This is a genomic window from Mesorhizobium sp. M1A.T.Ca.IN.004.03.1.1 (genome assembly GCF_003997555.1).
Classification (GTDB): Bacteria; Pseudomonadota; Alphaproteobacteria; order Rhizobiales; family Rhizobiaceae; genus Mesorhizobium.
Genome location: NZ_RZTV01000014.1, coordinates 57,782 through 72,099 on the forward strand (window position 1 = coordinate 57,782; position 14,318 = coordinate 72,099).

Consider the following 14,318-nt stretch of genomic DNA (forward strand, 5'->3'; position numbering starts at 1 on the left):
CGTGACGTGGGTTGCAGCGCGCACGCGCCAAATCGGCCGCCCCGGATATCATCCGGTGCTGCATTTCGATGTGTATGGTTGGATCGGCCAGGAGATCGGCATGGAGCCGCAACGGATCGCCGACTTTATCTGCAGGGTTGCCGACAGTGTCCCGGGTTTCGCACTTAACATTGAGTCGCCGGCGGATTTTGGTTCTACACAAGCTCAAATTGAGAATTATGCGCGGATCGTATCGATCTTAGATCGCCGGGGATCCAGCGCACGCATTGTGGTGGATGAGAGATGCAATACGCTCGAAGATATCCGGCTCTTTGCCCAAGCCAAGGCCACGCATCTCGTTCAAATCAAGACCCCGGATGTAGGCTCAATCGCCGACACAGCGCGGGCCGTTCTCATCTGCAAGGAAAACAAGGTCGGAGCCTACGTCGGAGGAAGCTGTACCGAGACGGATCTCTCCTCCCAGGCTTCTGTCCACGTATCGGTGGCAACCCAGGCCGACATGATGCTTGCAAAGCCCGGAATGGGTGTCGACGAGGCATTCTCAATTGTTGGGAACGAACAAAGCCGGTTGCTGGCGATGCTGAACCGTCGTCGGACTCAAAACGAAAACGTTGGATGAAAAGCACGGTGTCGCATGCAGAACTCTCTTGAGGGGATCACTGTCGTAGCCGTGGAGCAGGCCGTGGCTGCGCCTTATGCATCTTCTCGCCTTGCGGACGCTGGCGCCCGTGTGATCAAGGTCGAAAGGCCCGAAGGGGACTTTGCCAGGAACTACGACAAGTTGGTGCGTGGACAGAGCGCTTACTTCGTCTGGCTCAACCGGGGCAAGGAGTCGGTCTGTCTGGACCTAAGGTCGGAGGCGGATCGCGCCGTCTTGGACACGCTCATTGCCAGTGCTGACGTGTTTATCCAAAATCTGAAGCCGGGCAGTATCGAAAAACTCGGTTTCGCGTCTGCTGATCTCCGTCGACGTTTTCCGCGGCTTATTACCTGCGACATATCTGGTTTCGGGGAGAAAGGGCCGTATTCCCATTTGAAGGCTTATGATCTCATCGTCCAGGCTGAAACAGGTCTATGCGCGATCACCGGCACCCAACAGGGGGCAGCGCGTGTAGGGGTGTCGGTCTGCGACATCTCGGCAGGCATGACAGCACATAGCGCCATTCTTCAGGCGCTGTATCACCGCGAGGTCACCGGCGAGGGGGCTAGCATCCAAGTGTCACTGTTCGATGCCGTCGCGGACTGGATGAACGTACCGGTTCTGCAGCACGACTACAGCAGCTACCACACGGTACGCGCCGGCGTGAAACACCCGTCGCTGGCGCCGTATGGCGCCTATCGTTGTGCCGATGGCAAAGAGGTCATCTTTTCGGTTCAGAATGACCGTGAATGGGTGAATTTCTGCGAGAAATTCCTGAACCAGCCGGCGCTCACACGCGCAGCTGGTTTTGCCGATAATATGGAGCGCCTCGGTCATCGTGCGCAACTCGATGAGATCATTGAACGGCGCTTTTCCGAATTATCCTGCCAAGAAGCGATGCGGGAGCTTGAGGCCGCCGGCCTGGCATATGGTCGACTAAACGAAGTGGCGGATGTTTCAAGGCATCCACACATTCGCAGGGTCGAGATTGGAACACCCGAAGGAACCGTCGAGACGATCGCGCCGGCGGCGATTTTCAACTCTGAGCACCCCTCTCTGCGCCCAGTTCCGGCTCTTGGCGCTCATACGGAAGCGGTCCGCGAAGAGGTTCTGGGGCTTTTGCGCGAAAGAGCCGCGTCAGCGTGAGCGCGGATCTTCTCGGTAAGGTGGGCGGGCTCGGGTGCGTGCTCCGCGCCCTCAGTGCAACGGCCGCCCAGCAAGCTCACCGCCACCGCCCTCGCTAAAATAGACCGCAAAGGCGACTCCATGATCAAAGACACCGTTCTGGGCGCTGAAAGCGCGATGTCCGCACCCCGCTGGAGATCCCTGCTCTTCGTTCCCGCTCACGTTCCGCGCTTTTTGGAGACGGCCCATGAGCGCGGTGCAGATGGCGTCATACTCGACCTTGAGGACTCCGTTCCCCAGGATCACAAGGGTGAGTCAAGACGGCAGCTTTCTGCATCCGTGGCAAAGGTGGGCCGCAAGGGCGCATCTGTCTTGGTCCGCGTGAATCGTGGTTTGTGCGCCTTGGCGGCCGATCTCGATGCAGCCGTGGTGGCGGGTGTTGACGCACTTGTTCTTCCGAAGACGGATTCGGCAGAGTGGGTATCAGAGATCGCGAATGCGGTATCGGAACTTGAACGAGAAAGAAATCTTCCGCTGGGGCGCATCCGCTTCCTTGCCCAGATCGAGACCCCGGGGGCCTTGCAAAGGGTCGCGGCCATTGCGTCGGCGCATCCAAGGATGGTCGCAATGGCTCTGGGGCCTGAAGACTTCAGTGCCGCTGTCGGCAGCGCCCCGGAATTCGACCTTCTCTTGACGCCGAACCTTTTCGTTCTATTTGCCGCCCGTGCCGCGGGCTTGCTCCCGCTTGGCTTCATAGGAAGCATCGGCGAGTTCTCGGACACCGATAAACTTCGTAAAGCCGCGGCGCATGCGCGGCGGCTTGGCTTTGCCGGAGCTTTGGCGATCCATCCGGCACAAGTGGCCATATTCAATGAGGCTTTCTCGCCAAGTGCACAGGAAGTCGAGTGGGCCCGTGATGTCGTCGCGGCGGAAAAAGTTGCGGCAGCGCATGGCAGAGGCGCTTTCGCCTTTGACGGAAAGATGGTCGATCCACCGGTTATCCGACGGGCCCGAGAAATCATAGCCATGGGTCCGGAAGCCGGGCGGGGGTGAGTCCTCGGCGGCTGTTTCAGAGATCAGACTGGACGACACGACACCGAGGCCCACTTGCTCGACCGTGATTTGTTACAGCATGGCACAATTATTGCTATCGCGCCATCAGGTTTCGAGATAGATTACATCGATTGGAGTTTGCCTCGGAAAAGTACCCGTGGAAATCAGGCAGTTAAGATATTTCGTCGGCGTGGTCGAAGCAGGCAGTTTTACGAAGGCCGCTTGCTTCCTTAATGTCGCCCAGAGTGCGCTGAGCCTGCATGTGCGTCAATTGGAGGAAGGCTTCGGCACTCAGTTGCTGATACGCGACAGAACCGGCGTCAGCGTGACGGCGTCAGGCGCCAAACTTCTCGAGCGGGCGCGAACGATTCTCAAGGAAATTCGACTTACTGAGGTGGAATTGACCAACTCAGCCGCTTCCCCTTCGGGCGAGGTGACTATTGGCATTCCGTCTGGAGCTGCACGCGTCCTGAGCGGCCCGCTGCTTGAGTCAGTGAGCAACGAACTGCCAAAGGTGTCCCTCAAGATGGTCGAGGGTATGACTGGACCGCTGGAGGAGTGGATGGCTGCTGGACGCTTCAATCTGGCGGTTCTCTACCGCACCGCGGACAGTGTAGGTCGAATGACGGTGCTGGCGCGCGAAAACCTTTGTCTGGTGGTCCCGTCCGGTGAGCCACCCTTCGAAGATGCAATATCTCTGGCAGACCTGCATGCATTCCCGCTGGCTGTTCCCATGCGCAACAACAATGTCAGGCGTTCGGTGGCTGACGTCGTCGCACAACATGGTTGCGCGCTGGACGTCAAGTTTGAAGTGGACTCGCTTTCAACGATCATCAACATGGTCGCAGAGGGAAAAGCGCATTCTATTCTCGCCCCGTCTGCGGTTCAGAAAGAAGCCTCCCAAGGGCTGGTCCGGACTGTCAAGATCGTCGATCCGGTGATTACCCGGTCCGTGGTGCTCGCTGTAAATCCCAAAGATGAGCGTTCTGCGGCCGTTTCTGCGGTCCGCAAGCTCATTCCGAAGGTCGCCAGAAAATTGATTGAAATCCGGGACTGGGCGGCGGTGGCGCCTGAGGCGACCTGACAAACTAACCTGTAAAGCTGGGCATGATCTTTTGCGGCCATTAGGACCAGCCCGATCTGGATTCCAGATGGATTTCGGCAATATTCGATATTTGACCCGCCGCGACCATCGCGATGAAACTGGCTCAAGCGAGTTCAGCAGTTTCGATATCGAAACTGCGCTCGTATGCAAGAATTCAGTCAAGTGGAGCCCGCGATGTCCGACGCCAAGAGCTACGAGCTCTTCATTAATGGCAAATGGCGAGCCGGTGGTAGCCGAGCCACTTTGCCGGTGATCAACCCGGCGACGGAGAAGGTATTTGCCTCAGTGGCCTCGGCTGCGGTTTCAGACTTGGATGAAGCTCTTGCTTCGGCAGAACGCAGCCGCAAGGCGTGGTCCTCACGACCCGCCAAAGAGCGTGGCGAGATACTCGTCTCTGCCGCCAGCATTCTGGCAGAGAAAGCTGGCGCCGCAGCCAGGGACCTGTCGTCCGAACAGGGAAAGACGATTGCCGAAGCGACAGGAGAATATGCGCGCGCAGTCGAAACGCTGGAATGGAATGGCCGGCATGCCGATGAGTTGTCGACCCCGATTCCGTTGGGTCCGAACAGGATGATCGTCCCGGAGGCCCTCGGTGTCGTCGCTGCCTTTACGCCGTGGAACTATCCAGCCGTTCTCATCGCCCGCAAGCTCGCCCCCGCGCTGGCGGCAGGCTGCCCGGTGATCCTCAAAGGGGCCGAGGAGACGCCAAGCGTGGCTGTCCATATCGTGGAATCTTTGCGTCAAGCAGGGATACCGGAAGGCGTGGTCAACCTGGTGTTCGGTGTTCCTGTGCATATATCACGGCATCTGCTCAGTTCGCCAATTGTGAAAGTCTTGACGTTCACGGGGTCGACCGCTGTTGGGAAACAGCTGGCCACACTGGCCGCGAATAATCTGCAGCGCTGCATCCTTGAGCTCGGTGGACATTCCCCGGTTATCGTGTGCGAAGATGCGGATCTGGTAAAGGCGATACCCGCTATTTCAGAATACAAATTCGAGTGCGCGGGCCAGAGCTGTAATGCGCCCAGCAGGATTCTTGTCGCCCGATCCCGCTATGAGGAATTCCTGTTCCGGATGACGGAGGCGGTCCGAAGAATCAGGATCGGACCACCGGATGACCCTGCAACGCAAATGGGGCCAATGGCAAACGCGCGGCGAATAGAGGCCATGCAGCGCCTGACCAAGGATGCGGTAGAAGGCGGCGCCCGCATCGAGACCGGTGGCATCCCCCTTGACCGACCGGGGTTTTACTGGCCGCCAACCATCCTGACGGGCGTACCGAAGCAAGCGAGAGTGCTTCATGAAGAGCCGTTCGGACCGATTCTCACCGTGGCGCCTTTCGATACGATCGAAGAGGCGATCGAGGAAGCCAACGCCACCGAGTACGGTCTGGCCGCCTACTTGTTTACTGGCGCGGCCGATACGCAACAGAAGCTTATCAATGGTCTCTCTGCGGGCGCAGTTAGTGTGAATTACCTGAAAGGGGTTTCCGCGGATGCGCCTTATGGGGGCGTCAAGCAAAGCGGCTATGGATATGAAGGCGGCGAGCAGGGGGTGCGAAGCTTCCAGATTCTGAAAATGGTCAATGGCCTCGGTTCGTTTGGATAAAATCCGGTGGGAAACAGAACACGGACCATCGCAGGTCGCGACATCACAAGGAGCGTCGCCGACGCCCTTCAGTACATCTCGTACTATCATCCTCCAGATTATATCCGGTCTCTTTCTCACGCATACACGCGAGAACAGAGCCCGTCGGCGAAGAATGCCATAGGTCAGATTCTGCTGAACTCCCGCATGGCGGCCTTTGGGCGGCGCCCGATTTGTCAGGACACCGGACTTGTGGTTGTCTTCGCAAAGGTCGGCATGGATGCCCGCATTAAGTCAACAGCCAGTTTCGCTGATCTTGTGAATGAGGGCGTACGTCAAGCCTATCTCGATCCGGACAATCCCCTTCGGGCATCGATCGTTGCGGATCCCCTCGCTAGACGGGTCAACACCCGCGACAACACGCCGGCAGTTGTCCATGTCGACTTGGTGCAAGGTGACCAGATTGAGATCACTATCGCCGCAAAAGGCGGCGGGTCCGAGAACAAGGCACGTTTTACCACCCTCAATCCCAGCGCCTCCGTTTCCGACTGGGTGGTCAATACCGTTTCGACCCTGGGCAGCGGATGGTGTCCGCCTGGGCTGATCTCTGTTGGTATCGGTGGTAGCGCTGAAAAGGCGATGCTGCTGGCCAAGGAAGCCATGAACGAGCCCATCGATATGGCGGAACTGATCGCAAGGGGGGCGTCAAGCCCAGAAGAGGGACTGCGGATTGAGCTTTATGAGCGGATCAACGCGCTTGGCATCGGCGCCCAAGGGCTTGGTGGTCTGACGACAGTCGTTGACGTCAAGGTTGCGACCTATCCTACTCATGCGGCGTCCAAGCCTGTGGCGCTCATCCCGCAATGCGCCGCCAACCGGCACCTGAAGTTTACTTTGGACGGCTCTGGACCCATCAGCCTCCAGCCGCCCGATTTGCGCGAATGGCCCGACATCGGAGCCGACGAATTGAACCCAGCCGGCGTCCGGCGGGTCAATTTAGATACGCTGACGAAGGAAGAGACGGCATCGTGGCGCTGCGGTGAAACGCTCCTGCTGTCTGGAAAGATGCTGACGGCCCGTGACGCTGCCCACAAACGAATGGTCGAACTGATCGATGCCGGCAAGCCGCTTCCAGTCGATCTGCGGGGACGCGTGATCTACTACGTCGGTCCCGTCAGGGCAGTGAGGAATGAGGTCGTTGGACCCGCCGGTCCAACAACCTCCAGCCGCTTGGACGATTTTACGGACAAGGTGCTCGCCGAAACCGGCCTTTTCGCGATGGTGGGCAAAGCGGAGAGGGGACCGGCGGCCATCGCATCGATTGTAAGACACAAAACGCCATACCTTGCTGCAGTGGGTGGCGCTGCGTACCTGATTTCAAAGTCGATTAAGGCGGCGCGGATTGTCGCCTTTGAAGACCTGGGCATGGAAGCCATCTATGAATTCGATGTGCAGGACATGCCCGTCATCATGGCTGTCGATGTTGAGGGAAACTCCATTCACAATTCCGGGCCTCTTGAGTGGCGTAAGCGTATGGCGGCCGACAGCATCGCACGCAACATCGGTGTTTGAGTCTTTCCGGTTGGGCGATTTCGGCCAGACCCCAGCGCCAAATTGTCGGGGAAGCCGTAAGACGAGTGGCATTTGCGGTGCCCTGCGCCTCGGCGAGCCGGACGAGCAAGGCCTTCAATTCACCCCAATAGCTGAATGTGCCAGTGAATACTGCATTGAGTATGCCGTCCACCCGATCGAGGCTCGATTGCAGTCGCGCATCTATCAAGTACGGGTAGCGGAGATTCAAGAAAATGGGTTATCTATTTATCAGGAGGTCTCCGCCGCCGCGGACTATCCTCTCCAGCTGCATCATTGCCCCGTTAGGCGTCGGGGCGATAGCCAAATTACTTCTGCAGCTTTTCTCAGCGGATCACTCTCCCTCAGTTGATTTTCGTACCCATTCTAGCACATCTCGGGCCTGGAACGGATGCCTTCCACTACTACATTCGGTCGTTTCAATTGATGTTAGAATTGATCGGCACACGACGCGCTGTCGATCGCTGCTTGAGAGCAACAGGTTATGAAGTCGAAACCCGATCCCGTGCAACTCGACAGTTGGGACCTCCGGATTCTCTCCGAAATTCAGGCAGACGGTCGGATTTCAAAAAGTGAGCTTGCAAAACGAGTTCATCTTTCGGCGTCGGCCTGTTCGGAGCGGCTCCGAGCACTCAAGGCCGCAGGGATTATTGAGGGATTCTATGCGCGACTGAGTCCTGCCCTCATCGGCGGCATGATCTTTGTGATGGTGGAGGTCGTGCTGGATCGTCATCGTCTTGAGGACCAACGACACTTCGAAACTGCAATCGAAGAGATTCCGGAAATCCTGGACTGCTGGGCAATTGGGGGGCGCGTCGATTATCTGATGCGGGTCGCATCTCGTTCTATGGCCGCCTATCAGGATTTCATGGAGGGACTGCTGCAGGCAGGCTTGGGGATTGATCAATACTATAGCCTTGTCGTCACGAAACCAGTGAAGTCCAATTCACCGATACCCTTGTCCGCCCTGAGGCAACGGTAAAACCGAAAAGCTTAAGTTTCCACGGCGTTTGGCCCGGATCCCGTAGATTCGTCGGCAAAAAGCACCCATTCCGACGAAACTCAAGGGACATTTGCGGTATACTAATTGCTGGAAAGAGGTGGCCGAGCGCTATCCGCCAGTTGATGGCGAGGAAGGACGATGCGCTTGAGCAATCTGGAACCGATCAATTCCAGGAGACGGATCGAAGCAGCCATCGGACGCACTTGGCCAGCAAGGTTGCGGCGAGAAGCCAAACCGGATCGTGCCTGGTGGAGGAGGGTCCATATCTAAGATGCGAAGTGTCGAAAAGTGCCTCTACAGCTACCTCAAGGGGGGGGGGGGGCTTCGCCCTGGATTGGCGATCAGTGGCGATTGAGCTTAGTCGCGGTCAGCGCATCCGTGTAGGGGGCGAAATCTACAGCGAGGAATTGGCAAGCCGACGGGGTAGCGGGAGTGCAAGCTGGCCCGCTCGGCCTTGGCGACCAAACCGGCCCTCGACGCCTGCGGATATTCGGAGATCGCTCCATCGCCTTTTTACGTCGTAAGTTCGTTGCTGATCGAGATTAGGAGATCGTCTGTCGTGTTTGACATTGCTGGTCTCCGCAGCCTTCTGAGCGAGGAGCATCGCTGTGCCGCGGTCGCGTAGGTGGGTGAAAAGGCCGGTCACTCCTGCCAGCCGACGTGGTCTTCGAGAACGTGGAGGTTGCGCTACCGGCTGGAGAGCGTGGTGGCAGTTTTCACAAGACAAGGGGTCGCTTAATCGAATGGGCGTCTAGTCATAGGTTGCGAACAGATCATGGGGGATTTGAATAGTGCTACTGACCGAGGCAGAGCTGAAAAAAGTTGCGAATGCCAGTCGAGGACATAGAGCCGCATCGATCGTTCTAAAGGAAGAGATGGCCGCAGCTACAGCCAGATCGTCATTCGACGTTTTTCTGTCACATTCTTTCAAGGACGCAGAGATCGTTCTCGGTGTGAAGCGAATTTTTGAGGAGCTTGGGTTCACTGCTTACGTAGATTGGATCGAAGATTCACAACTGGACCGCACAAAGGTCTCTTCGGCCACTGCCGAGTTGCTGCGGACCCGTATGAGGCAGTCAAAGACGCTAATCTATGTGCATTCAAACAATTCTCCAGGATCCGGATGGATGCCTTGGGAGCTTGGCTTTTTCGATGGCTTTCGGACCGCGGTAGCAGTTCTCCCCGTGGCAAAGAATTCTTCGGAAACATTTTCCGGGCAAGAATTTTTGGGTCTATACCCGTACATCGATGGGACCGGACCTGCAGTTCTGTTTATCAACAGAGGGACCGCGTCTAGCTCAAGACTAGGCTCTGTAAGCCCGACTGCAAACGTTACGTTTGCCAAATCATGGCTTAAAGAATTTGCTGGCACAAAATAGAATGGTGCTCTGAAGTGAAATATCCTGGACTTTATAATAGCGCCGACATGGCGTCTAACGAGCAGCAGGCGACATTTCTTCGCCTGATCCGGGCAGAGTACGTTCTTCTTTTTTCGGCGTCTGTTCTCTCTTTGGATTTGTGGCCATCAAAGGCCTATTTCGGTGTGTATGCTGCGGTGTTTCTTTGCTCAATGGGAATCCTCATTTTCCGGTCGGTCACAAAGCCCGAGCAGGTCTGGTACCAAGCTAGAGCTTTGGCAGAGTCAGTAAAGACATTGACCTGGCGCTTTGCGATGCGAGCACAGCCGTTCGATGACACGCGTGCGGCCGACGCTAGAGCTGATTTTCGCAAGCTCATGGAAGGTATCCTTGATAGCAATCGTCACCTTGGCAGCGCGTTGAGCGGCACCGATTCAGCATCCCCTCAAACAACCGACGAAATGATGTCAATAAGGGACTCTCCGTTAAAAGAACGAAAAGAGCTATATCTGCAGAAACGAATTTGCGAGCAACGTAAGTGGTACGAGAAGAAAGCGCGCTCGAACAAGAGATCCGCAAAAATTTGGATGGGCCTTGGTGTCATTGCTTACGCTCTGGGGTTCTCGTTCATCGTAGTACGCATCGCTGACCCAGCGATACCAGGCTGGCCGACAGAGCCGTTAATCGTTATTGCCGCCTCGCTTATCGGGTGGACCCAAATCAAGAAATTCAACGAATTGGCATCGGCTTACACGTTGACAGCTCACGAGATCGGATTGACTGCCGACCTTATTACGGACGCCAACTCTGATGAGGCATTCTCCGCGGCGGTGAACGAAGCCGAACTGGCTTTCTCAAGGGAGCACACCCAGTGGGTTGCTCGTCAAAACAACTAAGAGACAACAATGGCATACAGCGATCCGACCTATGTAATATTTGACGGCGATGAAGACGCTTGGGCATACCGCTTTATGAAAGGGTGGAATGCCAGCGAGAATGTGAGTTTTGAATTCGCGAACGCTCACGATCTGGACAATATGACGAGCCGAGCACAGGACGAAGATTATGTTAAACGCAATCTTCGCAACAGAATGAATGGATCGAGCCAGGTACTTGTCCTGATCGGTGAGAAAACGAAAAACCTTTTTCGCTTCGTGCGCTGGGAAATGGAATTGGCCCTTGATCTAGGTCTGCCGATAATCGCAGCAAACCTTAACGGCTCGCGACAACAAGATGCGAGCTGTCCGCCCATCATCAGGGACAAATGTGTTGTGCACGTGCCGTTCAAGATGAAGGCTATCAAGCACGCGCTTGCCAATTGGCCGAGCGAATTTCATCGGCTTTCAAACGCTCAGCGTGGCGATGGCGCCAGGAGCTATGGCGAAAGCACCTATCGGGATCTCGGCTTATAATCGCCCACTTAAAAGTACTTAGCCGTCAAAACATCCTCGCCATCCGCTGGCGGCGACTAGCCTTAGGAGCGTCCGCCAGCGTGTTCCGAGCTTGCCGAGCCGATGATAAAAAGAGACGTCCGATTTGCTGAGTTTGGCTGAAGGGTGCAGGTCATGAGCGCAACCATTGGGAGGAGCCCTGCTCGAAGCATCAGATCGAGTGATCACGTCGGTCGAGGGGGCGCTGGTATCGAGAGGAAAAGGAGCGGCTGCTCGACGTTTGAGGCTTGAGCCAGCGTTTCAAGACTGCACGATCGGCCGGCATTGATCGAGGCAGCTTTTCAGGCGGCGCAAAGAGTTCGTCGGTTCGCCCGCGTCCCGCGAGCCGCAGCTCGGCTCGCCCTGCGCAGCAACCAAGAATTTGCGATCGCAAGAAGGGCAACACACTGACGACAGAACTTGGCGGCGCTGGTCGGCTGCGAATCAAGATGTCGATGGCGAGGCGCTCTCGCCGCGCGTCTTTGCCGGCCGAACCTGCTGGCTATGTTCCTTTGAGAAGTCTGCCGAGCACCAGCCGCTGCACCGACAAAGCGATCGCTATGCGCGAGGGCACGACCTCAGCCTATCAGCGCTGGCCAACCAGGTTGGAGCCTGTGCCGCGGCACGGAACCCGCTGCCTGCTGATCGAGGCGAATGTGATTTTCCCCCTGATCACCTGCGTTACCACCCTGGGGAAGGGCAAGACCGATCCGGACCATCAGAATGTAAAGGGATGACCGGCAGTTCGGCGGAACATGGCCGGCGGCGCTCTATCGTGCCTCGTGCGGCCGGCGGGAACAGCATCCCGAGCGCTATTCATCCTTCAATATTGCCCGTGACCTTGCCCCTCAGATCTAATCCGGTTTGAAGTTCGTTCTGGCCCATCGAGAGGACCAGGACCGAAAGGTAGCCGCTTCTCTGAAGAGCAGATCATCGGAATTTGAAGGAATTTGAGGCCGGGGTATCGGTTGCCGATCTGTGCCGCACACACGGGGTCGGCGACGCCTCGATTTACAACTGGAAGGCCCGCTTCGGCGGGATGGATGTCTCCGAGGCTCGGCGACTGAAGGCTCTGGAGGACGAGGACACCCGGCTGAAGCGGCTTCTGGCCGACGCCATGCTCGACAATGCCGCGTTGAAGGATCTTGTGGGACGAGACGCTGTTCACCTCGCTGGCTCAGGCGCGCGTAGCCATCGCCCTGTGGCGCGCCGACTACAACACTGCGCGGCCGCACTCCCAACTCGCCTGGCAGACACCGGCCGAGTTCGCCAGCACCTTCAATCCGCGACGGTCGCTCGCGCTGCGCTATGCCAAAGCTCCGCGCCAGCGCCCGTCGCTTCACCCGCCCAGCAGAGCACAACCCACGCCGGAAACGAACAAAAACTGTTTAGAAACTGGGAGCAAGGTCACCCGCTAATCGGGCATGCTGGGCGCATGCGCGTCGTAAGCTGTTCGTGTTTGCAGTACGCGCCCTGACGTCGCAAAATCAGTGAGATCCAATTCAACGCTCCCTCGGCCAGGCGAAGGTGGCGCCTTAGTTTTCACGGCAATTCGGGCCGATCCCGCGAATTCCGCGGCGAATGACCTGCATTCCCGAGAAACTCGAGAGACGTTTCCGGTATGCTATTTGCTAAACAGGTGGCTGGCCGAGTGCCCTCCGCCAATTTATCGCGAGGAGAGGGACGATGCGCTCGAGCAATCTGGGAACCGAGCAACTCCAGGAGAAGGATCGAAGCTTCGTCTTTCATCCGTCTACACATTTGGCCAAGCACAGTCGCGGCGAGACGCCAAACCGGATCATGGCCGGAGCGGACGGCGTCTATATCTGGGACACCGAAGGCCGACGGAGCCTCGACGGTTTCGGAGGGCTCTACTGCGTCAACATGGGATATGGGTGCACGGAGATCGCCGAGGCCATTGCCAGGCAAGCACGCGAATTGCCGTTCGCGCACGTCTATGCCAGCCAAGGTACGGAGCCGGTCGCCCTGTTGGCAGAGGCCGTGGTCGAGTATTTCGGTCAGAACATGCGAAGGGTCTATTTCGGCCTCTCCGGTTCCGATGCTAACGAAACCAACATCAAGCTGGTCTGGTACTATAATAACATTCTTGGCCGGCCCGAAAAGAAAAAGATCATCTCGCGAAATCGCGGCTATCACGGGTCTGGATTGGTCACGGGTAGCCTAACTGGCCTTCCCTTCTTTCACAATTTCTTCGACCTGCCTCTGGATTTGGTGCGCCATACAACCACGCCGCACTATTACCGCCAGGCGCGTATCGAGGAGAGCGAGGAAGCGTTCTCCCGGCGCTGTGCCGATGAGCTTGAAGCCTTGATCCTGGCCGAAGGACCGGAAACGGTTGCAGCTTTTATCGGAGAGCCGGTACTTGGGACAGGAGGTATTGTGCCGCCCCCCGCAGGGTACTGGACGTCCATTCAAGCGGTGCTCGACAAATACGATATCCTTTTAATCGCCGATGAAGTGGTGTGCGGCTTCGCGCGAACCGGCGAGAAGTTCGGTTCCCACCTGTATAACATGCGTCCGGATTTCGTGACCATCGCAAAGGGTTTGAGTTCCGCCTACCTCCCCATCTCCGGGTCAATCATTGGCGACCGTGTCTGGTCGGTTTTGGAACAAGGAACTGAGAAGCACGGCGCACTCGGCCACGGCTGGACATATTCGGGGCACACGCTTTGTGCCGCAGCCGCGCTCGCCAATATTCGACTGCTTAACGAAAAAAATATTTTGGAGCATGTCCGCGATGTTGGACCGTATTGGCAAGACCGGATGAAGGCCGAGCTGGCGGGACATCCCATCGTTGGTGAAGTTCGCGGAGTGGGTATCCTGTCGGCCGTAGAGATGATGCGGGACCCAAAACAAAGGATACCATTCGAACCCGACCTTCAGGTCGGGGTGCGCACTGCAGCTGCTCTGTTTGAGAATGGTGTCATCGGACGGGCCATGCCACATGGCGACATCCTCGGTTATGCACCCCCCCTGATCATTACCCGAAAAGAGATCGATATCATTGTCGACGCGACGGTAAAGTCGGTCGATACCACCTATCGCGCCCTGAAGGCCGAGGGTGCCGTATGATTTTGCGATCGCGAAGGAGTGAGTCCGGAGGCAGGCATGTCCCTGCGCGCTACTGCGCCGAGCAGACCCAAAACTGTTGAATTCCAGACATCTGATCTTGAGCATGCTCCGGACTATTTCAGTCACGAACCGAATCAGTTCTGCCGCCGCTGTCCTGTTGCCCAACGACCAGGACCTCTGTGCGGCGCGCCCTGCGGGTGTACCTCCCCGCCGGCAGGGCGCCCTTTTTGACCCACGTAATCAGAATCATTATGGCCCGTCCGGAATCGAGGGTCTGGTAAAGGTCATCTGCACGTTCCGATGCAGATTGAGATTAGACGCGCCCTTTACATCA

At 57.1% G+C, this 14,318-nt stretch carries 11 protein-coding genes and 2 pseudogenes; all 13 read left to right on the top strand.

Translation table 11 applies throughout. From position 1 onward, the window contains the following. Positions 1-619: methylaspartate ammonia-lyase (locus EOD29_RS27770; protein ID WP_127248560.1), on the top strand; the 619-nt coding region annotated here is incomplete at its 5' end. Between the two features lie 15 nt (positions 620-634). Further along, entirely contained in the window at positions 635-1,786 is a 1,152-nt protein-coding gene (locus tag EOD29_RS27775; protein ID WP_127248547.1) for a CaiB/BaiF CoA-transferase family protein, read from the top strand. 120 nt (positions 1,787-1,906) lie between these two features. Further along, entirely contained in the window at positions 1,907-2,818 is a 912-nt protein-coding gene (locus EOD29_RS27780) for a CoA ester lyase (protein ID WP_127248548.1), read from the top strand. Positions 2,819-2,975: 157 nt separating this feature from the next. Next, on the top strand, positions 2,976-3,902 hold the full coding sequence (locus EOD29_RS27785; protein ID WP_127248549.1) for a LysR family transcriptional regulator: 927 nt from the start codon (positions 2,976-2,978) through the stop codon (positions 3,900-3,902). A 195-nt stretch (positions 3,903-4,097) separates the two neighbouring features. After that, complete coding sequence (locus EOD29_RS27790) at positions 4,098-5,531, top strand: NAD-dependent succinate-semialdehyde dehydrogenase (protein ID WP_127248550.1); 1,434 nt, start codon at positions 4,098-4,100, stop codon at positions 5,529-5,531. Positions 5,532-5,537: 6 nt separating this feature from the next. Further along, positions 5,538-7,082, top strand: coding sequence for a fumarate hydratase (locus EOD29_RS27795; RefSeq protein ID WP_127248551.1), 1,545 nt, complete (start codon positions 5,538-5,540; stop codon positions 7,080-7,082). A 502-nt stretch (positions 7,083-7,584) separates the two neighbouring features. Then, the gene (locus EOD29_RS27800) at positions 7,585-8,082 is read left to right on the top strand and encodes an Lrp/AsnC family transcriptional regulator (RefSeq protein WP_127248552.1); all 498 of its coding nucleotides are present in this window, start codon (positions 7,585-7,587) and stop codon (positions 8,080-8,082) included. Positions 8,083-9,496: 1,414 nt separating this feature from the next. Beyond that, entirely contained in the window at positions 9,497-10,357 is an 861-nt protein-coding gene (locus tag EOD29_RS27805; RefSeq protein WP_245475457.1) for a DUF4231 domain-containing protein, read from the top strand. Between the two features lie 9 nt (positions 10,358-10,366). After that, positions 10,367-10,873 (top strand): TIR domain-containing protein, encoded by a 507-nt coding sequence (locus EOD29_RS27810; RefSeq protein WP_126080675.1) that lies wholly within the window; start codon positions 10,367-10,369, stop codon positions 10,871-10,873. Positions 10,874-11,402: 529 nt separating this feature from the next. Continuing rightward, positions 11,403-11,707 (top strand): annotated as a pseudogene (locus tag EOD29_RS37370) (transposase); the annotation flags it as partial. A gap of 41 nt (positions 11,708-11,748) precedes the next feature. Then, positions 11,749-12,047 (top strand): annotated as a pseudogene (locus EOD29_RS27820) (transposase); the annotation flags it as partial. Beyond that, positions 12,037-12,309, top strand: a complete 273-nt coding sequence (locus tag EOD29_RS27825) for an integrase core domain-containing protein (RefSeq protein ID WP_164763856.1) — start codon at positions 12,037-12,039, stop codon at positions 12,307-12,309. The pseudogene EOD29_RS27820 and the gene EOD29_RS27825, both read left to right, overlap by 11 nt. Positions 12,310-12,577: 268 nt before the next feature. Then, a complete protein-coding gene (locus EOD29_RS27830) occupies positions 12,578-13,984 on the top strand; it encodes an aminotransferase (RefSeq protein ID WP_127248554.1) in 1,407 nt (468 codons plus the stop codon). Positions 13,985-14,318: the final 334 nt, after the last annotated feature.